This window comes from Methylobacterium sp. E-016, assembly GCF_022829745.1.
GTDB lineage: Bacteria > Pseudomonadota > Alphaproteobacteria > Rhizobiales > Beijerinckiaceae > Methylobacterium.
On sequence record NZ_JAKSYF010000079.1, the window covers coordinates 97,152 to 118,080 of the forward strand.

General features: G+C 73.1%; 18 protein-coding genes and 1 pseudogene. 16 read left to right on the forward strand and 3 right to left on the reverse strand.

The window, feature by feature from the left end:
- Positions 1–82 precede the first annotated feature (82 nt).
- The 3 genes from MKK68_RS09465 to MKK68_RS09475 all read right to left on the reverse strand — a co-directional run bounded on the left by MKK68_RS09465 (position 83) and on the right by MKK68_RS09475 (position 3,136).
- Positions 83–949, reverse strand: a complete 867-nt coding sequence (locus MKK68_RS09465; protein ID WP_244029990.1) for a hypothetical protein — start codon at positions 947–949, stop codon at positions 83–85.
- A gap of 248 nt (positions 950–1,197) precedes the next feature.
- Positions 1,198–1,551, reverse strand: a complete 354-nt coding sequence (locus MKK68_RS09470) for a phasin (protein ID WP_244029992.1) — start codon at positions 1,549–1,551, stop codon at positions 1,198–1,200.
- Positions 1,552–1,903: 352 nt separating this feature from the next.
- Positions 1,904–3,136 carry a glycosyltransferase family 4 protein gene (locus MKK68_RS09475; RefSeq protein WP_244029994.1) on the reverse strand — a complete coding sequence of 411 codons (1,233 nt, stop codon included), beginning with the start codon at positions 3,134–3,136 and terminating at the stop codon, positions 1,904–1,906.
- Between the two features lie 152 nt (positions 3,137–3,288).
- Between MKK68_RS09475 and MKK68_RS09480 the strand changes: the two genes are divergently transcribed.
- The 16 genes and pseudogenes from MKK68_RS09480 (at position 3,289) to hpf (ending at position 20,860) form a co-directional block, all read left to right on the forward strand.
- A complete protein-coding gene (locus MKK68_RS09480; RefSeq protein WP_244029996.1) occupies positions 3,289–4,578 on the forward strand; it encodes a glycosyltransferase family 4 protein in 1,290 nt (429 codons plus the stop codon).
- Positions 4,579–4,628: 50 nt separating this feature from the next.
- The gene (locus MKK68_RS09485) at positions 4,629–4,811 is read left to right on the forward strand and encodes a hypothetical protein (protein ID WP_147844753.1); all 183 of its coding nucleotides are present in this window, start codon (positions 4,629–4,631) and stop codon (positions 4,809–4,811) included.
- Between the two features lie 392 nt (positions 4,812–5,203).
- Positions 5,204–5,722 carry a phosphate-starvation-inducible PsiE family protein gene (locus MKK68_RS09490; protein WP_243934509.1) on the forward strand — a complete coding sequence of 173 codons (519 nt, stop codon included), beginning with the start codon at positions 5,204–5,206 and terminating at the stop codon, positions 5,720–5,722.
- 64 nt (positions 5,723–5,786) lie between these two features.
- Positions 5,787–6,389, forward strand: a pseudogene (locus MKK68_RS09495) (DUF1223 domain-containing protein); the annotation flags it as partial.
- A gap of 286 nt (positions 6,390–6,675) precedes the next feature.
- Complete coding sequence (locus tag MKK68_RS09500) at positions 6,676–7,245, forward strand: RNA polymerase sigma factor (protein ID WP_147844732.1); 570 nt, start codon at positions 6,676–6,678, stop codon at positions 7,243–7,245.
- Entirely contained in the window at positions 7,238–7,915 is a 678-nt protein-coding gene (locus MKK68_RS09505) for an NrsF family protein (protein ID WP_244029998.1), read from the forward strand. The genes MKK68_RS09500 and MKK68_RS09505 overlap by 8 nt, the downstream gene beginning before the upstream one ends.
- A 58-nt stretch (positions 7,916–7,973) precedes the next feature.
- A complete protein-coding gene (locus MKK68_RS09510) occupies positions 7,974–8,360 on the forward strand; it encodes a DUF305 domain-containing protein (protein ID WP_147844540.1) in 387 nt (128 codons plus the stop codon).
- A gap of 454 nt (positions 8,361–8,814) precedes the next feature.
- Positions 8,815–9,378: a helix-turn-helix domain-containing protein gene (locus tag MKK68_RS09515; RefSeq protein ID WP_187274912.1), complete on the forward strand. Its 564-nt coding sequence runs from the start codon at positions 8,815–8,817 to the stop codon at positions 9,376–9,378.
- 11 nt (positions 9,379–9,389) lie between these two features.
- Complete coding sequence (locus MKK68_RS09520) at positions 9,390–9,785, forward strand: hypothetical protein (RefSeq protein ID WP_244030000.1); 396 nt, start codon at positions 9,390–9,392, stop codon at positions 9,783–9,785.
- Positions 9,786–9,866: 81 nt separating this feature from the next.
- Positions 9,867–11,558: an efflux RND transporter periplasmic adaptor subunit gene (locus tag MKK68_RS09525; protein WP_244030002.1), complete on the forward strand. Its 1,692-nt coding sequence runs from the start codon at positions 9,867–9,869 to the stop codon at positions 11,556–11,558.
- A 13-nt stretch (positions 11,559–11,571) separates the two neighbouring features.
- Positions 11,572–14,700, forward strand: coding sequence for an efflux RND transporter permease subunit (locus MKK68_RS09530; protein ID WP_244030004.1), 3,129 nt, complete (start codon positions 11,572–11,574; stop codon positions 14,698–14,700).
- A 96-nt stretch (positions 14,701–14,796) separates the two neighbouring features.
- Entirely contained in the window at positions 14,797–15,150 is a 354-nt protein-coding gene (locus MKK68_RS09535; RefSeq protein WP_187274913.1) for a hypothetical protein, read from the forward strand.
- 70 nt (positions 15,151–15,220) lie between these two features.
- On the forward strand, positions 15,221–16,843 hold the full coding sequence (locus MKK68_RS09540; protein ID WP_147843958.1) for an ABC-F family ATP-binding cassette domain-containing protein: 1,623 nt from the start codon (positions 15,221–15,223) through the stop codon (positions 16,841–16,843).
- 434 nt (positions 16,844–17,277) lie between these two features.
- On the forward strand, positions 17,278–18,828 hold the full coding sequence (gene rpoN / locus MKK68_RS09545; RefSeq protein ID WP_147859997.1) for an RNA polymerase factor sigma-54: 1,551 nt from the start codon (positions 17,278–17,280) through the stop codon (positions 18,826–18,828).
- A gap of 119 nt (positions 18,829–18,947) precedes the next feature.
- Positions 18,948–20,039 (forward strand): catalase family protein, encoded by a 1,092-nt coding sequence (locus tag MKK68_RS09550; RefSeq protein WP_244030006.1) that lies wholly within the window; start codon positions 18,948–18,950, stop codon positions 20,037–20,039.
- 218 nt (positions 20,040–20,257) lie between these two features.
- A complete protein-coding gene (hpf, locus tag MKK68_RS09555) occupies positions 20,258–20,860 on the forward strand; it encodes a ribosome hibernation-promoting factor, HPF/YfiA family (protein ID WP_147729861.1) in 603 nt (200 codons plus the stop codon).
- The last annotated feature ends 69 nt before the right edge of the window (positions 20,861–20,929 follow it).

The following is a 20,929-nucleotide window of genomic DNA, read 5'->3' on the forward strand; positions in this document are numbered from 1 at the left end:
CTCCTGGGCTCACCTTCGGCGCGACGACGCGTCGGATTTGCCGGGATCCGCGCGTTGGCGAGCGGACGGCGGCGCGGCAGCCTCAGCGGTGGCCGACGATCCGCGTCGCGCGGCGGGCGAGCTCGCTCCAGCAGGTGAGCGAGGCGTCGGCGACGCGCTGCATCTCGTTGACCTGCAGGCGGATCGCGTCGGCCGGCGAGCGCGCGTCCTTCAGCGCGTTGAGATGGGTCAGCACCGCCGAGCTCTCGTCGCGCATGAAGGCGAACAGGGTCTCGCCGAGGCCTTCGAGGTCCTGACGCAGGGCCGGGACGGGTCGGCGCCCGGCGCGCCAGGAGGCCGGCGACGGCAGCGCACCGTCCGACAGCTGCACCGGCGCCTCGCCGGGCTGGGGCGCCGACCGGGGCTCGGGCGGCCGCGCCGGCGCGGCGGATTTCAGCGGGACCACGTTGGTGTAGGCGGGCGGAGCCTCCGGCTCCGGCGCGGCGGCCGCGACCGGCGCGGGCTCGTCGGCAGGCACGGGCTCATCGACAGGTGCGGGCGCCGTGTCCGCAGCCGGGCCGGCAACCTCCGGTTCGGAGACCGGCGGCGCTTCGGGATTCGGGATCTCGGCGAAGGCGGGTTCGGCCAGGTTGGCGTCGGCGGGGACCGGTATCTCGGCCGGGGGCGCCTCCGGCTCGGGCGCCGACGTCGGGGTGCCGGTCGCGGTGCCGAGGGCCTCGGGCGAGACCGTGTCCATCAGGTGCGCGTGAAGCGGCTCGGGAGGCGCCTCGGAGGGCACCGGCGGCAGCGACTCCTCCGGCGGGTGCAGCGCCGCCTCGAGCGCGGCGGCGCGAGCGCTTTTGGCCTCACCCGCCTTGGCCTCACCCGCCTTGGCCTGCAGGGTGCCGGGCGGGGTCGAGGAGGAGCGGCGGCCGGTCGATCGTCCCTGCGGCGTCCGTTGCTTGCCCATCGTCGAGATCCCTTGAGGCCGTCCGCGTGTCGTTCCGTTCGAGCCCGAATCGCACGGGCCGAACGTAGTCCAGTTGCCGGCCGGCGCAATGCATCGGGGGTGCGGCGGCGATCGGCGCCCGCGGATCGGCACGCCGACGCGACGGCCGCGAGACCGGACGATCCAGCCGCGGTGCCGACCGGAGGCCGGGGCCGCCGCGCCGGTGCGCGGCGGAAGATCCTCGGCCCCGCACGGGGCCGAGCGGCGGCTCAGCGCGCGGCGTTCTGCGCGAGGGCGCCGAGGTCCTTGGCCTGCGCCTGCATCGCGGCGATCTGGCTGCGGACGAACTCGGACTGCAGCTCGAAGGCCTCGCGCAGGTCCTTGGTGCGCACGAGCTTCTGCGCGAAGTCGAAGGTGGCGTTGGCGTTGGTCTGGGCGTGGTCGAAGCCCTTGGCGACGGCGGCCTGCATCGAGGACTGGAGGTTGAGCCCCGAGGTCTGGACCTGCTCGGCGGCCTTGAGCGCGTTGCCCATCAGGGTGCCGACGGCGGTGCGGGCCTGGTCGACGCTCTTCTCGGCGAAATCGCGCATCTCGGTCGGGATCTCGAAATTCGGGGTCTGCATGAATCGGCTCCTCGGGTGGCGTCGTCACCGGCGGTCTCGAAGCGATCGCCCGTGCGAGGCGGATTTATGTTGCATTGCAATAATAAGTCAAGACGCCGCTTTTCGAGGCGAAAGCCGCGCTTATTAAGCAGAGACTCTTGCCTCGGCATCGATCCGGGACCTCACCAAGCGCCACACCTGACAGATTGCCCCCGATGTTGCTGCAATCATCCGTCGGGCACAGGGTCGCGATGGCGACGACGGCGCGATCGTGACGTCGCGGGGGATCGCGAAACCGCACGGAAACTTGATCTGATCGGCCGATCGCTTCGCATCGTCCTCAGGGCGGGCGCGGGTCGGCGGCCGCGCCGGCCTATGCGTGCTGCATCGCGTCACGCCGCGTCCGCAGCAAGCCGGCATAGAGCGCGGCCGAGGCTTCGGCGTGCCGGGCGATGGTCATCGGCGCGGCCCAGAAGCGGCCGTGGGCGGCCCGGCCCATCGCGGCGACGCGAGCGTCATCGGCGAGGCGCACGAAGGCCGCCGACAGGGCCGCGAGCTCGGGCGGCACGACGAAGCCGCTCGTGCCGTCCAGCACTTTCTCGGCGGCGCCGGAGCGGTCGGAGGCGACGACCGGGATGCCGGCGGCGAGCGCCTCGTAGACGGTGAGCGGCCCGGTCTCGAACCAGCGCGACGGCGCGGCGAGCGCACGGGCGCGGCGGCGCAACACCGCCTGCACGGCCTCCGGCGCCTGCCAGCCCAGCATCTCGACGTGGGGCATGGCCCGCAGCTCCGCCTCCAGCGGCCCGGTGCCGACGAGCAACGCCGTCAGGCCGGCCTCGCGGGCGGCCGCCGCGACGAGGTCGGCGCCCTTCTCGCGGGTCAGGCGCCCGACATAGGCGACGGCGTCGCCCCGCTCCGGCGCGGCCGGGGCGCCGGGGGCGACCCGCACCGGGTTGTCGATGCGGTGATGCGTGAGCCCGTAGCCGCCGAGCATCGCGCCCATCCGCGCGCGGCTCGCGTCGCAGACGTGGACGACGTGGAGCCCGCGTCCCGACACCGCCCGCCGCGCCGCCGCGGTGCGGGCGACGCGGACCAGCTTGTGCAGGCGGCTCCTGGCATCGCACGGCGCCAGGATGCAGGCGGCGGACATCGGCGCGAGGGCACAGGGCTCGGCCGTGTCGAAGCGGTAGTAGACGCCGTTCGGGCAGGCCAGGAAGTAGTCGTGCAGCGTCAGCGCCACCGGGGCGCCGGTGGCGAGCAGCACCGGGAAGATCCCGGGCGACAGGCTGCGGGTCCACTGGTGGACGTGGACGACGTCCGGCGCGCGCGCCATCCCCCCGATTGCGTCGCTGAGCGCCCGCGCGGCGCGCGCGTGCCAGATGCCGGCGACCGCCGCGGCGACGGGGTTGCGCGCCCACACGTCCGGCAGGTCGAGGCAGATGCGGGTGAGGTTGCGATGGTCGAGCAGCGGGTCGACCGGGCCGGCGACGCCCTGGACGTAGGTAACCCGGAGCCCGGCCTCGGCCAGCCCGCGGGCCGATTCGACGGCGACCTTCTCGGCGCCGCCGCTCGGGCTCGCGAACTCGGCCAGGATCACGACGTGCATGGCGACACCGGCGCAGGAGATCGAGAGATCAGGCGGTCGAGCGGGGACGATCCGAGCGGGAACAACCGCAGATCGGCGGCGTGCCCGAGGTTTACGCGGGATCAACTGCGGTCCGGTAAACGTGGGGACATCCAGGGAGCGGGAGCCGCCTCGTGCACGTCGTCCTCGTCGCCGACCACGCCTACGTCAACGGCGGCCAGGCCAAGGTCGCGCTCGACTCGGCCCTCGGGCTCGCCGCCCGCGGCACCCGCGTGACGCTGTTCGCCGCCTGCGGGCCGGCCGACCCGCGCCTGGCCGCCGCCGGCATCCGCGTGGTCTGCCTGAACCAGGACGACATCTCGACCACGACGAACAAGCTCGCCTTCCTGGCGCAGGCGATCTGGAACCGCGAAGCGGCCCGCGCGCTCGCCGCGGAACTGGCGACGTGCGACCCCGACGACACCGTGGTCCACGTCCACGCCTTCGCCAAGGCGCTGTCGCCGTCGATCGGCGTGGCGTTGCGGCGCGCGCGGCTGCCGCTGCTCTACACCATGCACGAGTTCTTCCTGGTCTGCCCGACCGGGGGGTTCTACGAATATCCGGCGGCCGCGATCTGCCACCGCACGCCGATGTCGGGCGCGTGCCTGACGACGAACTGCGATGCGCAGAGCTTCCCGCGCAAGCTCGCGCGGGTGGTCCGCCACCTCGGCATGACGCAGGTCGCGGAGCTGCCGACGCTCTTCCGCCACGTGATCACGATCAGCGACCTGCAGGAGCGGGTGGTCGGCCCGCTGTTGCCGCGCGGGACCCGCTTCCACCGGGTCGACAACCCGATCGCGGTGGCGCACCGGCCGATGACCGAGCGGGCGCCGGGCGACTTTCTGTTCGTCGGACGGATCTCGACCGAGAAGGGCGCGCCGATCTTCGCGGAGGCGGCGCGGCGGGCCGGCATCCGCGCGGTCTTCGTCGGCGACGGCGAGCAGCGGGCGGCGCTGGCCGCGCGCTACCCCGAGGCCGCGATGCTCGGCTGGCGCGATGCCGCCGGCGTTCAGGCGCTGATGGGCGCCGCCCGCGCGCTGGTCTTTCCCAGCGTCTGGTACGAGGGCCAGCCGCTCACGGTCTACGAGGCGCTGGCGCTGGGCACGCCGGTGGTGGTGAGCGACGCCTGCGCCGGCCGCGAGGCGGTGGTCGACGGCGAGACCGGCTTCCTGTTCCGCTCCGGCGACCCGGACGCGCTCGCCGCCCACCTGGGCCGGCTCGCCGACGACGCGCTCGCCGCCCGGATGGGCCGGGCCGCGCATGCCCGCTACTGGGCCGCGCCGCTCACCCTCGACGCCCATCTCGACCGCCTCGCCGGCGTCTACGAGGCGGTGCTGCGCGAGGCGGCGCCGGGCCGGGCGACCTCGCGCGCCGCCGCCCCCCGGCCGACGCGGCGTGAAACACCCGGGGCCGCCTCGCGTTGATCCGGCACCGGCGCCGCCCTCGGCGCCTCGTGACGGCAGGAGCAGCCCCGATGACCGACGACACCAAGACGCCGCAGGGCGCGGACAAGCCGGGGTTCCAGCAGGGCAGCGCCAAGCCCGGCGACGAGAAGAACCCCGCCAACCAGCAGGACAAGATGGGCGAGCGCCTCGACGACGCCCTCGAGGAGACCTTCCCGTCGAGCGACCCGGTCTCGGTGAAGATCACCAAGTAGCGCGATCCGCAGGCGTTCGGGGCCGGTGCGCGCGAGGCGCGCCGGCCCTTTTCGTTGCGGTGCTTCCGCTGCGGGCGCGGACGACGCAAGCACGCGCGGACGGAGAAGCTACGGGGCGCCGAGCGGCCCCGTGCGAGGCGCCCTCCGCCCTCAGCGGCCGCGCAGGAAGAAGAACCAGATCAGGAGGATGACGGGGATCGGGATCCCGATGAGCCACAGCAGGCCGCCGGTCAGCATGTCTTTCTCCTATGTTGCACGAGAGCAACGGGACCATCGAGGAAACCGTTCCGCCGCGCGGACGCCCGCGATCCCCGCCCGCCGCCAGGCTTCCGCTGGACGCCGGCCGCACGATCCTGTCTCATCGGAAGGAAGACGCGTCCGGGAGGCACGCCATGGCCGACGATCCGCAATCGCAGGGGCGCCTGACCCGCGCGTCGAGCTTCGTCTTCCTCCACACCGAGCACGCGATCTACGCGGCCCTGGGCCTGCTGCTGGCCTTCACCGCGCTGATCGCGCTGGTCGACGCCGTCGGGCTCACCTTCGAGGCGCTGCGCTCGCTCGGGGGCGCCGCGCAGACCCTGGAGGTGGTCGACCGGCTGCTGTTCCTGCTGATGCTGGTGGAGATCCTGCACACGGTGCGGGTCTCGATGCGCTCCGGCAAGCTCACCTGCGAGCCGTTCCTGATCGTCGGGCTGATCGCCTCGATCCGGCGGGTGCTGGTGATCACCCTGCAATCCTCCGAGATCATGCACGGCAAGGACTGGACGCAGGAGAAGGCGGCCCTGTTCCAGGCCTCGATGATCGAGCTCGGCGTGCTCGCCGGCCTGATCCTCACCATGGTGGCCTCGATCTTCCTGCTCCACCGCGCCCGCGACGACGACAAGCCGGCGGGCGAGGAGACCGAGGGGTAAGCCCGGGTAACCGGCCCGGCCGGGCCGCGAAGGGCACGGCATCGCACCCGTCCGGAGACCCGCCATGCGCCGCACGATCCCGCTCGCGCTCCTCGCCGCCCTGCTCGGCGCCCCGTTCTCCCCTTCCGCCGTCTCCCCGGCGGACGCGGCCGGGCGGCCGGTGGTGGTCGAGCTGTTCACCTCGCAGAGCTGCTCGTCCTGCCCGCCGGCCGAGGCGCTGCTCGGGCAGATCGCGCGCGAGGGCGGCGCCGTGCTGCCGCTCGCCTTCCACGTCACCTACTGGGACCACCTCGACTGGCGCGACACCTTCGCCCTGCCGGCGGCGACCCGTCGGCAGGCGGCCTACGCCGAAAGGCTCGGCGGCGGCTCGTACACCCCCGAGGCGGTGATCGACGGGCAGGTCGGGCTCGTCGGCTCCGACGCCGGCGCGGTCCGCGCCGCGATCGCCCGCGCGCAGGCCGCCGCCGCCGCCGAGGCGCCGGTGGCGCTGGCACGGCGCGGCGACGCCCTCGTCGTCACGCTCGGCGCCGGGCGCGGGGCCGGCACCGTGACGCTGGTCGGGTTCGATCCGAGCCACGCCACCCGGGTCGCCCGCGGCGAGAATGCCGGCCGCACCCTCGCCCAGGCCAACATCGTCCGCGCCGTGTCCGAGATCGGCCGCTGGGCCGGGCAGGCGGCGACGCTGGAGGTGCCGCTGCCGGCCGGCGCCGACGCCGCGGTGATCGTGCAGGGCGCCGACGGGCGGATCCTCGGCGCGGCTCGGGCCGGCCGCCCGAGCGTAACCGTCGCGCGTTCCTCGGCGAAGACGAGCGCGGGCGATGGGCGCCCGACGTCTCCCGCGAGGCTTGCCGATGTACCTGCCCGCCATCGGCCCGGTTCCACCGCTGCCGGCGCGTTCCCCCGGGGGCCGCGTTGCGCTAGGGTCCGGGACACGACGTGGCGACAGGGCGGCGATGGCGCTCGAGGACAGTCTGGCGACGGCGATGGCCGCGGCGCAGGGGGGCGATGCGGCGGCCTATCGCCGGCTGCTCAATGCCTGCCTGCCGGTGATCGCGGGCATCGCCCGCGCGCAAGGGGTGCGCGGCGAGGCGGTCGACGACGTGGTGCAGGACACGCTGCTGACGATCCACAAGGCGCGGGCGAGCTACGACCCGGCGCGGCCCTTCCTGCCGTGGCTGCGCGCCATCACCCAGCGCCGGGCGATCGACCGGCTGCGCCGGGCCGGGCGCCGGCCGCAGGAGGTGCACGATCCCCTCGCCTACGAGGCCCACGCCGATGCCGGCCCCGCCCCGGGCATGCGCATCGAGGCCGACCAGCGCAACGCCGCGCTGGCGCGGGCCGTCGCGGCGCTGCCGGACGGGCAGCGGCAGGCGGTGGAGCAGCTCGCCTATGCCGAGCGCTCGCTCGAGGAGGCGGCGGCGCTCACCGGCCGCAGCAAGGGCGCGCTGAAGGTGAACCTGCACCGCGCCCTGAAGGCGCTGCGCGGGACGCTGGCCCGGGACAAGGAGGGCGGCGATGTCTGAATCCGTGCACGAGTCCCTGGTCGACGACCTCGTCGGCGGCCTCGCGCCGGTGCGCCGGCTCAGCCCGCCGACCTGGCGCGCGGCGGCCTGGCTCGCGGCGGTGCTGGCGCTGGCCGCGATCCTGATGCCGATGGCCGACATGGACGGCCTGCGCATCCGCCTCGCCACGCCGGACCTGCGCGTGGCCGCCCTCGGCGCCGGTCTCACCGCGGTCGCGGCCGCGCTCGCCGCCTTCATGACGAGCGTGCCCGGCCGCTCCCTGCGCTGGGCGCTGCTGCCGCTGGCGCCGGCCGCGTTCTGGATCGGCGCGAGCGGCCTCGGGTGCCTGCGCGGCTGGCTCGCCCCCGGCACCACGCCGGCCGACGGGCACGCGATGGGCGGCTGCTTCGCCTTCCTCGTCGGCGTCTCGCTGCCGCTCTCCGTGCTGCTGGTGGCGATGCTGCGCCGCGCCTGCCCGCTGCACCCGAACCTCACCGCGGCGCTCGGCGGCCTCGCGGCGGCGGCGGCCGCGGCGACCCTCCTCGTGCCGTTCCACCCGCACGACGCCACCGCGACCGACCTCCTGATCCACGCGGTCACCGTGCTCGGCGTGATCGGGCTGAACGGGATTTTTGGCGGCCGGCTGCTCGGCGGCGGCCCGGACGCATCCCGGCGCGACCGTGGCGGTTGACCTTGCCACGCCGGCAAGCTCCACGGTGCGGCGCATCCCCGTGAGGAGACCCGACCCCATGCGCAACACCGTCCGGCCCGCCCTGATCGCCGTCGCCGTCCTCCTCGCTGGCAGGGTGCTGGCACAGGGCATGGACCACGAGCACATGGACCACGCCGGCCGTCATCCCGCGCCGGCCGCGGGCGAGGCGCCCTCCACCCGGGCGTTCCGCGCCGTCGACGCGCGGATGCACGCCGACATGGCGATCCGCTACAGCGGCGACGTCGACGCCGACTTCGTGCGCGGCATGATCCCCCACCACGAGGGCGCCGTCGGCATGGCGCGGGTCGCGCTGCAATACTCGAAGGACCCGGAGGTGCGGGCGCTCGCCGAGGAGATCGTCAAGGCGCAGGAGCGCGAGATCGCCCAGATGCGGGCGATCCTGGCGCGGACGGGCGGGAAGTAGGAGCCGCAGCCTCGGATGCCCCCGCGCCCGGCGCTCGAAGCGACGTCCCTCCCTCCGTCATGGCACCCTTGCGCCCGCGATTCGGAGCCATCGCCTTCCGAGCCTCGATCCCGATCGGGGCTGCAGCGGCCTTGACGTCTGCGCATCTTTTTATCTTATAGGCAATCTGCGCACAGGAAGAGCTCCTTGTCGGCCTGCAAGGTTCGGATCGTCGTCGATCATGCCAACAGCGACGACCCGATCTTCACGGTCGAGGTGCGGCCCCCCTGGGGTTCGCTCGCTGTGATGGCCGAGGTGACGCTCTCGGGGCGATCCCTCGAGCTGAACGGCATGCACGTCGGCGGCGACCCGATGACGAAGTGGGGCGCGTCCGTGCTCCGCGACATCGCGCAGGGGGTCATGGAGGAATTGGATGTCGACGCGATCCACATTGTTGGCGGCGTTCGGACCACGGGTGCAAATCCGGGACGGGACCCTCGTCCCCGACGGCTCCGTAGAGCGCCTCAGCCTCAAGCGGCTGCCGGACGCGCACCTCGACACGGTGGCGGCGGCCCGCGCCCTGGTCCGTAGGCATCTTCCAGTGAAGGCGGCTCACGCGGTCATGACGGACGTGTTCGACACCGGCGAGGCCTATGTCGAGGTGCCGAAGGTCGAGAGCCTGAGCCGGCTGACGTCGGAACTGACGGCGCTGGGCATCGCCGTCCGCAAGCATGCACCCGACCCGATCTCCGTCCGAAGCGTGCGCGAGGCCCTGCATCTCTCGCAAGCCCAGTTCGCGCTCCGGTTCGGGCTGGAGGAAGCGACCGTCAAGAACTGGGAACAGGGCAAGTCCAGGCCGAACGCCACGGCCATGACGTTGATCTGGACGATCCATCGCCACCCCGAAGCGGTCGTCGATGCCCTCGCCACCTGCGGAGCCGCGACCGAAGCGGATGCGGCGTCCGCCCTTCGCGCCGGGGAAGGCCACGCCCCGGTGGACCCGCTTCGACGCCCTGTCCAGAAGCCCGAATCGTGCTAGGCTCACGCACGATGCGACAGGCCCGGCACCTTCTGCGACGGCTCGCTGCGATCCTTCGGGTCGCGGCGCTTCTCGTCATGGTCCCGGCCTTCGCCCAGGCGCATGCCGGGCACGCCCACCACCCCGGCGCCGGGCATGCGCGCGTCGGGCACGCCTCGAAGGCCGCCCTGGACGTCGCCGCGATGCAGGCGGGCGCCGTGATCGCGGCGCCGGAGGCCGCCGCCGACCGGGCGGATTGCCTCGCCTGCCCGGGCTGCTGCTGCGCCCACGTCTTCGTCGCGGCCTCGGACGGGGACGGCGTCCGCGCCGACCGCCCGAGCGGCGACCGCGTCGCGATGGGGCCGGATTCCGTGCGCCCGAGCGCCGTATCCGAGGCCCTTCCCGAGCCCCCCAGACCCTTCGCCTGAGGCTGCGCGCGCCGCCCCGGCGCGCGCCACGCGGCTCGTCCCGACGAGTCGCGCCCGTCCCGATGCGAAGGTTGCTCTCCCATGACGATCCGGCTCCCGGCTGCCCTCGCGGCGGCCGCGCTCACCCTCGGCCTGTGGGCCGGCGCGGCGCGCGCCCACGAAGGCCACGACCATTCCGACGGGCCGAAGGCGGCGCCCGCCGTCGAGGCCCCGCGCGGCGCGTCGAGCACCGACGCGCTCCAGCTCGTCGCGGTGGCGCGCGACGGCAGGCTGACGCTGTTCCTCGACCGTGCCGACACCAACGAGCCCGTGGCCGACGCGACGATCGAGGCGGAGACGCCGGCGGGCAAGGCCGCCGCGGTCGCGGGCCCCGACGGGAGCTACCGCCTCGACGCCCCCTGGAGCGCGGTGCCCGGCGACTACGACGTGCTGTTCACGGTGACCGTCGGCGGCAAGACCGACCTGTTCCCGGTCGACCTCGACGTGCCGGTGCCGCCGGCCCCGACGCCCGAGCCCGCGCCGTGGCATGCCGGCCTCGCCGTCGCCCACGATTTCGGCGCGCACCTGCGCAGCGCCGACCCGATGCCGTTCCTCGTCGGCGGCGCCGGCTTCGTGCTCGGCATCCTCGCGACGGTGCTGATGCGCGGGCGCCGGAGCGGCGCGGCACTCGCCCTCGTCGTGCTCGCGGCCGGGCTCGTGCTGGCGCCGGCGGCCTTCGCGCACGGCGACGACGACCACGAGGCCCCGACCCCGATGGCCGCCACCGGCGCCCAGGACCTCGCCCGCCGCCTGCCCGACGGGTCGGTGTTCGTGCCGAAACCCACCCAGCGCGTGCTGACCCTGCGCACCCTCGTCACCGCGTCGGGCGTGCTGGCGCGGACGACCGAGCTGCCCGGCCGGATCATCGCCGACCCGAACGGCAGCGGCGTGGTGCAATCCTCGGTCGGCGGCCGGCTGTCGCCGCCGGAATCCGGCCTGTTCCCGCGCCTCGGCACCCGCGTGCGCAAGGGCGAGGTGCTGGCCTTCGTCACGCCGCCGGTCCAGGCGGTGGACGTGTCGGACATGCGCCAGCGCCAGGGCGAGCTCGACCAGCAGATCGCCATCGTCGCGCGCCGGGTCGAGCGCTACCGCAAGCTGAGCCCCGGCGGCGCGGTCTCGCAGGTGCAGATCGACGACGCGGATGCCGAGCTGAAGGGCCTCGTCGACCGCCGCACGGCGCTCGACGGCGTCCGCTCGCAGCCGGAGGCGCTGGCCGCGCCGGTCTCGGGGGTGATCGCCGAGGCCAACGCGGTCGCCGGCCAGATGGCGAGCCCGGGCGCGATGGTGTTCAAGATCGTCGACCCGTCCCGGCTCTGGGTCGAGGCGCTGAGCTTCGACGCGCTCGCCAGCACCGCCGACGCCACCGCGCGGCTCGCCGACGGCCGACGGCTCGAGCTCGCCTATCGCGGCGCCGGCCTCGCCGACCGGGCCCAGGCGGTGCCGATCCAGTTCGCCGTGCGCGACGCGCTGCCCGAGCTGCGCACCGGCCAGTTCGTGACGGTGCTCGCCGCCACCGACACGCAGCAGACCGGCCTCGCCCTGCCGCGGCTCGGCGTGGTCCGCGGCGGCAACGGCCAGACCCTGGTCTACGAGCACGTCGCCCCCGAGCGCTTCGCGCCGCGCGAGGTCCAAGTCGAGCCCCTCGACGCCGCCCGCGTCCGGGTGGTCTCCGGGCTCGAGCCCGGCCGGCGGATCGTGACGCAGGGCGCCGAGCTCCTCAACCAGATCCGCTGACGGGAGCCCGCGCATGTTCACGCTCCTCGTCACCCAGGCCCTGCGGAACCGGCTGGCGGTGCTCGCCGTCGCCGCGATCCTCGTCGTCTACGGCGCCTTCACCGTCACGCGGCTGCCCGTCGACGTCTTCCCCGACCTCAACCGGCCCACCGTCACCATCATGTCGGAGGCCGAAGGGCTCGCGCCGCAGGAGGTCGAGCAGCTCGTCACCTTCCCGCTCGAGACGCAGATGAACGGGCTGCCCGGCGTCACCCGGGTGCGCTCGGTCTCCGGCGTCGGGCTGTCGGTGGTCACTGTCGAGTTCGACTGGGGCACCGACATCTACCGCAACCGCCAGCAGGTGGCCGAGCGCCTTGCGATGGCGCGGCCGCAGCTGCCGGCGGAGGTGAGCCCGACGATGGGGCCGATCTCCTCGATCATGGGGCAGATCGTCATGGTCGCGCTCACCGGCGACACGGTCGATCCGATGCGCCTGCGCGAGATCGCCGACTTCACGATCCGGCCGCGCCTGCTCTCGATTCCCGGCGTCGCGCAGGTGATCCCGATGGGCGGCGAGGTCCGCCAGTTCCGCGTCGCGCCGCAGCCCGCCGCGTTGCGGGCGCTCGGCGTCAAGCAGGCCCAGCTCGAGGCGGCCCTGGCGCAGTTCGGCACCAACACCGGCGGCGGCTTCACCGACCAGTACGCCCGCGAATACCTGATCCGGAACCTCGGCCGGACGATGGACCTCGACGACCTGCGCAACATGGTCGTCGCCACGGTCGACGGCCGGCCGGTCTTCCTGCGGCAGGTGGCGGAGGCGTCGTTCTCGGCGCGCGTGAAGCGGGGCGATGCCGGCTACATGGGCGCGCCGGCGGTGGTGATCTCGGTGGAGAAGCAGCCCGGCACCGACACCGTCGCGCTCACCGCGCGGATCGAGGCGGCGCTCGCCGAGATCACCGCCACCCTGCCGAAGGGCGTGCGCGCCGACCGGCTGATCTTCCGGCAGGCGAACTTCATCGAGACCTCGATCGGCAATGTCGAGCACGTGCTGGTGGAAGCGATCGCGGTGGTGGCGATCGTCCTGTTCGCGTTCCTGCTGAACCTGCGCACCACGGCGATCTCGCTCACCGCGATCCCGGTCTCGATCCTGGCGACGGCCATCGCCTTCCATCTCGCCGGCCTGTCGATCAACACGATGACCCTCGGGGGGCTCGCCATCGCCATCGGCGAGCTGGTCGACGACGCCGTGGTCGACGTCGAGAACATCTTCCGGCGCCTTCGCGAGAACCGCGCGGCGGGCGACCCGCGCTCGACCTTCGACGTGGTGGTCTCCGCCTCGCAGGAGGTGCGCTCGGGCATCGTCTACGCGACGATGGTGATCGTGCTGGTGTTCGTGCCGCTGTTCGCGCTCTCCGGCATCGAGGGCCGGCTGTTCGCGCCGCTGGGGCAGGCCTACATCGTCGCGATCCTGGCGAGCCTCGTGGTCTCGATCACCCTGACGCCGGTGATGGCCTACTACCTCCTGCCCGGCCTCAAGCGCCTCGACCAGCACGAGAGCGGGCTGATCCGCGGGCTCGAGCGTGCCCTGGCCGCGACCCTGCGCGTCGCCCTGCCCCGCGGGCGCCCGATCCTGCTCGCGGCCGGGCTCGCGGTCGCGGCCGCCGCCGTCGCGGCGACGTGGCTGCCGCGCGCCTTCCTGCCGCCGTTCAACGAGGGCTCGTTCACCGTCAACATGGCGTTCAACCCCGGCATCTCGCTGCCCGAGAGCAACCGGATGGGGCTGGTGGCCGAGCGCCTGCTCCTCGAGATCCCGGACGTGCGCTCGGTCGGCCGCCGCACCGGCCGGGCCGAGCTCGACGAGCATGCCGAGGGCGTCCACTCCTCCGACCTCGAGGTCGACCTGAAGCCCGGCGCCCGGCCCAAGGACGCCCTCGTCGCCGACATCCGCGCCCGCCTCGCCCTGCTGCCGGTCTCCGTCAACGTCGGCCAGCCGATCTCGCACCGGCTCGACCACATGCTCTCGGGGGTGCGCGCCGAGATCGCGCTGAAGATCTTCGGCGACGACCTCGATACGTTGCGGCGCCTCGCCGACGACCTGCGCCAGCGCCTGTCCGCGATCCCCGGCATCGCCGACCTGCAGGTCGAGAAGCAGGTGCTGATCCCGCAGCTCGAGGTCCGCGTCGACTATGCGCGGGCCGCCCTCTATGGGGTGCAGCCGGCGGCGCTCGTGGACCAGCTGAGCCGGCTCTCGAACGGCCAGGTGGTCTCGCGCGTGGTCGACGGCATCCGCCGCTTCGACGTGGTGATGCGGCTCTCCGACACCCAGCGCACCACCCAGGCGCTCGGCGACCTCCTGGTCGAGACGCCCTCCGGCTGGGTGCCGGCCCGCCAGATCGCCGACATCCGCGAGACCGACGGCCCGAACCAGATCCTTCGCGAGAACGCGCGCCGGCGCATCGTCGTCCAGGCCAACACCGCGCCCGGCGCCGACATGGGCCGGGTCGTCGCCGCCATCCGCCAGCAGGTGGATGCGACCCGGTGGCCGGCCGGGTACGCGACCAGCCTCGAAGGCGCGTTCCAGGCGCAGGGCGAGGCGGCGCGCACCATCGGCCTGCTCTCGCTCGTGTCGCTGGCGCTGGTCTTCACCCTGCTCTACGGCCGCTACCGCTCGGCCGTGCTGACGCTGATCATCCTCGGCAGCATCCCGCTGGCGCTGATCGGCTCGGTGGTCGCCCTGTGGCTCGCCGGGCAGCCGCTCTCGGTCGCCTCGATGATCGGCTTCATCACCCTGACCGGCATCGCGACGCGCAACGGCATCCTCAAGATCAGCCATTGGCTGAACCTCGCGATCCGCGAGGACCTGCCGTTCGGGCCGGACCTCGTGATTCGCGGCAGCCTGGAGCGGCTGACGCCGGTGCTGATGACCGCGCTCGCCGCCGGCATCGCGCTGGCGCCGCTGCTCGTCGGCGCCGACGCGCCCGGCAAGGAGATCCTGCACCCGGTCGCCGTGACGATCTTCGGCGGCCTGATCAGCGCGACGCTGCTCGACACGGTGCTGACGCCGATCCTGTTCCTCGGCTTCGGCCGCCGGCCGGTGGAGCGCCTGCGCGCCGCCCCCCGCGCGGAGGCACCGACCGGGGTTGCGACGGCCGATGCGTTTTGACGGTGCGTCACTTCCCTCCCCCCTCTGCGGGGGAGGGAAGACGCACCTAGTCCTGCTGAACCAATGTCGCCACCCCGTAAAACCCAGGAGCCGTCCATGCGCCCCGTCCTCGCCATCGCCCTCCTCCTCGCCCTCGCCGCCCCGGCCCGCGCCGCCGGCCCGAACGGCGGCGTCGTGGTGGTGGCGGACGGGCATCCGATCGAGCTCGTCGCGTCGGAGACCGCGCTGACGTTCTTCGTCACCGACGATGACGGCGGCCCGGCCGCGACCGCGGGGCTGACGGGCAAGGCCTTCGTCCAGACCGGGGCCGGGACCGAGACGGTGCCGCTCGCCGGCGCCGCGCCGAACCGCATGGTCGGCGCGCTCAAGGGGCCGCTGCCCGCCGGCGCCAAGGTGGTGTTCTCGGCGCGGATGCACGGGCACAGCCTGCAGGCCCGCTTCGCGCGATAGCCCGGCGCCCTTCCGGTCGCGGGCCCGATGCCGTAAGGCCCGCGGGACCATCCCGAGGGTCCCTGACCGCATGATACGCCTCGAAAAGATCGGCAAGCAGAACGGCCGGCAGATCGTCTTCATCGAGGCGTCCGCCGCCCTGCAGAAGGGCGAGAAGATCGGCCTCGTCGGCCCCAACGGCGCCGGCAAGACCACCCTGTTCCGGATGATCACCGGCGAGGAGGAGCCCGACGAGGGCCAGGTCGCCACCGATCGCGGCGTCACCATCGGCTACTTCAGCCAGGACGTCGGCGAGATGTCGGGCTGCAGCGTCGTCTCGGCGGTGATGGACGGCGCCGGCCCGGTCAGCGCCGTCGGCCTGGAGATGAAGGCGCTGGAGGCGGCGTTCTCCGATCCCGACCGGGCCGACGAGATGGACGCGCTGATCGCCCGCTACGGCGAGGTCCAGGCGCGCTTCGAGGAGCTCGACGGCTACGCGCTCGAAGGCCGGGCCTACGAGGTGCTGGCCGGCCTGAGCTTCTCCCAGGAGATGATGGACGGGGACGTCGGCAAGCTGTCCGGCGGCTGGAAGATGCGCGTGGCGCTTGCCCGCATCCTGCTGATGAACCCGGACGTGATGCTCCTCGACGAGCCCTCCAACCACCTCGACATCGAGAGCCTGATTTGGCTCGAATCCTTCCTCAAGGGGTTCGAGGGCGCGCTGCTGATGACCTCGCACGACCGCGAGTTCATGAACCGCATCGTCGGCAAGGTGATCGAGATCGACGGCGGCACGCTGACCACCTTCTCGGGCGACTACGCCTTCTACGAGCAGCAGCGCGCACTCAACGAGAGCCAGCAGCAGGCGCAGTTCGAGCGCCAGCAGGCGATGCTCGCCAAGGAGATCAAGTTCATCGAGCGCTTCAAGGCGCGGGCGAGCCACGCCGCCCAGGTGCAGAGCCGGGTGAAGAAGCTCGACAAGATCGAGCGCGTCGAGCCGCCGAAGCGGCGCCAATCGGTGGCGTTCGAGTTCCAGCCGGCGCCGCGCTCGGGCGACGACGTCGTGATGCTGAAGGGCGTGCACAAGCGCTACGGCAGCCGCACGATCTACCAAAACCTCGATTTCGGCATCCGCCGGCGCGAGCGCTGGTGCGTGATGGGGGTCAACGGCGCCGGCAAGTCGACGCTGCTGAAGCTCGTGACGGGCTCGGCCCAGCCCGACGACGGCACGGTGGCGGTCGGCGGCAGCGTCAAGCTCGGCTACTTCGCCCAGCACGCCATGGACCTGCTCGACGGCGACCTCACCGTGTTCCAGGACCTGGAGAGCACCTTCCCGCAGGCCGGCCAGGGCTCCCTGCGCGCGCTCGCCGGCTGCTTCGGGTTCTCGGGCGACGACGTCGAGAAGCGCTGCCGGGTGCTCTCGGGCGGCGAGAAGGCGCGGCTGGTGATGGCCAAGATGCTGTTCGACCCGCCGAACTTCCTGGTGCTCGACGAGCCGACCAACCACCTCGACATCGGCACCAAGGCGATGCTGATCGACGCGCTCTCCGCTTACGAGGGCACGATGCTGTTCGTGAGCCACGACCGCCACTTCCTGGCCGCGCTCTCGAACCGGGTGCTCGAGCTCACGCCCGACGGCATCCACCAGTACGGCGGCGGCTACACCGAGTACGTCGCCCGCACGGGCCAGGAGGCGCCCGGCCTGCGCAGCTGAGCACGGGACCGGAGCGCGGCACGAGCTGCGGCGCCTCGACCGCATCCGCGACGTCCCGCGCCGCCCTGGCGACGGCTGCAGGGTGGCGGCCATCGCCCCCGATCGCCGCATGCGCGAGTGCCGAACCGCGCCCCCGCCGGCCGGTCGAGCCGGCACGATTCCCGAGCGGGATCGCGCCCCTTCGGCATGCGAGGTCTGCGTGGGCGGCCGGGCCGAGCCCATCGGCCCGCCGGGTCGGCGAGCGGGACGGGCGCCCCCCGTGGCTGTGGCGCCGGTGCCACCGTCCCCCGAACCAACGCGACGACCGGCCATCACGCTTTGACGCGCGGCCGGGATCGGTTTACAGCGTTTCACTAGGGCTTAAGCAAGAACCGTGCCTATAGCGTAATAACGCGGGGCGCGGCCTGTTCACCGAAGAGGACCGAGGCCACGCGATGAGTTTGCTGCAACGGCTGGAAATGCGCCAGGGCCAGTCCCTGGTGATGACACCGCAGCTTCTGCAAGCGATCAAGCTTCTCCAACTCTCCCAGCTCGATCTCGCGGCCTACGTCGATGCCGAGCTGGAGCGCAACCCGCTCCTGGAGCGCGCCGAGGCCGAGCCGTCCGAGGGGCCGGCCGAGGGCGCGGAACCCGCCGCCGAGACCTTCGAGGGCGCCGCCGAGTGGACCGCCGCCGAGGTCGACCCGGGCCGCGGCGAGATCGACGGCGATTTCGACGCCCGCCTCGACAACGTCTACCCCGACGACGCGCCGAGCCCGATCCGCGAGGCGGCCACCGGCGACATGCTCTCGCTGACGCCCGCGCCCTACGGCAGCACCGGCGGCAGCTTCGATTCGGAGGCGCCGGACTTCGAGGCGACGCTCACCGTCGAGACCTCCCTGCGCGAGCATCTCGGCCGCCAGCTCGACCTCGCCACCCGCGACGCCACCGACCGGCTGATCGGCGGCTTCCTGATCGATGCGGTGGACGAGGCCGGATACCTGCGCGAATCGATCGACGCGGTGGCCGAGCGCCTCGGCGCCTCCCTCGACCGGGTGGCGGGCGTGCTCAAGCTCGTCCAGAGCTTCGATCCGGCCGGCATCGCCGCGCGCGACCTCGCCGAGTGCCTGGCTATCCAGCTGCGCGAGCAGAACCGGTTCGACCCGGCGATGCAGGCGCTGGTCTCCCGCCTCGACCTCGTGGCCAAGCGCGATTTCTCGGCGCTGCGGCGCCTGTGCGGTGTCGACGACGAGGACCTCGTCGAGATGCTGGCCGAGATCCGCCGGCTCGACCCCAAGCCCGGGCGGGCCTTCGGCTCCAGCGGCGTCGAGGTGCTGATCCCCGACGTGTTCGTGCGCGCGGCCCCCGACGGCTCCTGGCTGGTGGAGCTGAACGGCGAGGCGCTGCCGCGGGTGCTGGTCAACCAGAGCTACTACGCCCGCGTGGTCCGGGGTGCGAAGGCCGAGGGGGACAAGGCCTTCCTCTCCGAGGCCCTGCAGACCGCGAACTGGCTCACCCGGAGCCTGGAGCAGCGCGCGCGCACGATCCTCAAGGTCGCCACCGAGATCGTGCGCCAGCAGGACGGGTTCTTCGTCCACGGCGTCGCGCACCTGCGGCCGCTGAACCTGAAGACGGTCGCCGAGGCGATCGGGATGCACGAATCCACCGTCTCGCGCGTCACCTCCAACAAGGCGATCGGCACCAGCCGCGGCACCCTGGAGATGAAGTACTTCTTCACCGCCGCGATCCCGGGCGCGGCGGGCACCGCCGCGCATTCCTCGGAAGCCGTGCGCCACCGCATCAAGCAGCTCGTCGACGGCGAGACCTCGGACGACGTGCTCTCCGACGACGCCCTGGTGCAGAAGCTGCGCGGCGAGGGCGTCGACATCGCCCGCCGCACGGTGGCGAAGTACCGGGAATCGCTGCGGATCCCGTCCTCGATCGAGCGCCGGCGCGAGCGCTATGCGCAGGGCGGGATGCAGCCCGGGGCGATGATGGCGCGCTGAGAGCCCGCGAACCGGTCGCGTGCGCCGTCCGCGGCGGCCTATAGCCTGGATCCGAGGCTCGAACCGGGAACGGATCCGGACATGATTGGTTGTGCGCAAGCAAGTTCAGGAGACGTTGCATGCTCGCGAGCCCGGTTCACTACAATCCTGACGTCGAGACCGTGACCGTCGAGGAAGGGCGGACGATCGACAAGCTCAACGAGACCTTCGACACCATCCTCAAGACGGTGGCCGAGGATTCCGGGCACGCGGTGCGCTCCGTCCACGCCAAGGCGCACGGCATCCTCGAGGGCGTGCTCAGGATCGACGCGGACCTGCCGCCCGAGCTGGCGCAGGGTCTGTTCGCCACGCCCGGCGAGCACAAGGTCTACCTGCGGCTCTCGACGAACGCGGGCGACATCCTGCCCGACGCCGTCTCGCTGCCGCGCGGCCTCGCCCTGAAGGTGCTCGACGTCGCGGGCGAGCGGCTGCCCGACGCCGAGGGCACCACGCAGAACTTCATCTTCGTCAACGGCACGGTGTTCCAGGCGCCGAACGCCGACAAGTTCCTGGGCAGCCTGAAGCTGCTCGCCGGCACCACCGACCGGGCCGAGGGCCTGAAGGTCGCCGCCTCCACCGTGCTGCGCGGGGTCAACAAGGCGCTGCACGCGGTCGGCATCGACAGCCCGACCATCGGCGCGCTCGGCGGCGCACCGAACGTCGATCCGCTCGGCGAGACCTACTACAGCGTCACCCCGTTCCGGTACGGCGACCACATCGCGAAGTTCTCGGTCGCCCCCGTCGCCCCGGCGCTGACCGCGCTCACCGGCACCGAGATCGACGCCTCGGGGCGACCGAACGCGATCCGCGAGACGGTCCAGTCCGAGATGCGGGGCATCGAGGGCGTGTGGGAGTTCCGGGTCCAGCTCTGCCGCGACCTCGAACGCCAGCCGGTGGAGGATCCGACGGTGGAGTGGGACGAGGCGGAGGCGCCGTTCCAGCGGGTCGGCCTGATCACCGTCCGGCCGCAGGACAGCTGGGAGCCGGGCCGGGTGCAGGCGGTCGACGAGGGCATGCGCTTCAGCGTCTGGACCGGGCTCGCCGCGCACCGGCCGCTCGGCAACATCAACCGGGCGCGCAACGCGCCCTACAAGCACTCGGCCGCGTTCCGCGAGCGCTTCAACGGCTGCCCGATCCACGAGCCGGCCGGCGGCGACCGAGCGGGCGGGTGACGCGCCGGCAGTCGAGGCCGGTGCGCGCTCGGGCGCCGCGGCTTCGGGTTCGCCCCGGGGTCGCGGCCGTCGCCGGAGGGGCCGGTCCTCTCCGTTGACTTCCCCTGCGCCGGCTCCTTAACTCCGTCCCCCGCCGCGACGGCGGGTCGGCGTTCCGCCGAAGCCCGCGGGCCTCGATCCGCGGGCAAGAGACCAGGGTCAACCAAACCGGAGGATACATGGGGTCATTGCGCGTCACGGGCCACGGCCTGGACCTCGGCGAAGCCCTCAGGGGCCGGGTCGACGAGCGGATGGCGGCGACCCTGTCCAAGTATCTCGACGGGCACATGAACGACTCGAGCACCGGCCACGTCACGCTCCGGCGCGACGGCACCGCCTACCGCACCGACTGCGTGCTGCACCTCGTCTCCGGGCTCACCATCGAGGCGTCGTCCACCGCGCACGACGCCCGCGCCAGCTTCGAGCAGACCGCCGACCGGCTGGAGAAGCGCCTGCGCCGCTACAAGCACCGGCTCAAGGAGCATGCCCAAGGGCCGAACGGGGGCCCGAACGGCGCCGCGGTCGAGGCGGCCTATGCGGTCTTCGCCGCGCCGGAGGAGGACGAGGACGAGCCCGACGACGGCTCGAACCATCCGCCGATCGTGGCCGAGAGCACCAAGACACTCAAGCGCCACTCGGTGAGCGAGGCGGTCACCGCGCTGGATCTCACCGGCGCCCCGGTGATCGTCTTCGTCCATGCTGGCACCGGCCGCATCAACGTCGTATACCGGCGCAGCGACGGCGCGATCGGCTGGGTCGACCCGCCGAGCGCCGCGGCCTGAGCCGAGGGAGCCGGAACCGGCTCGTCGGCGCGGGGATTGATGTTTTCGGGGCTGGGCCGCGCGGACAAC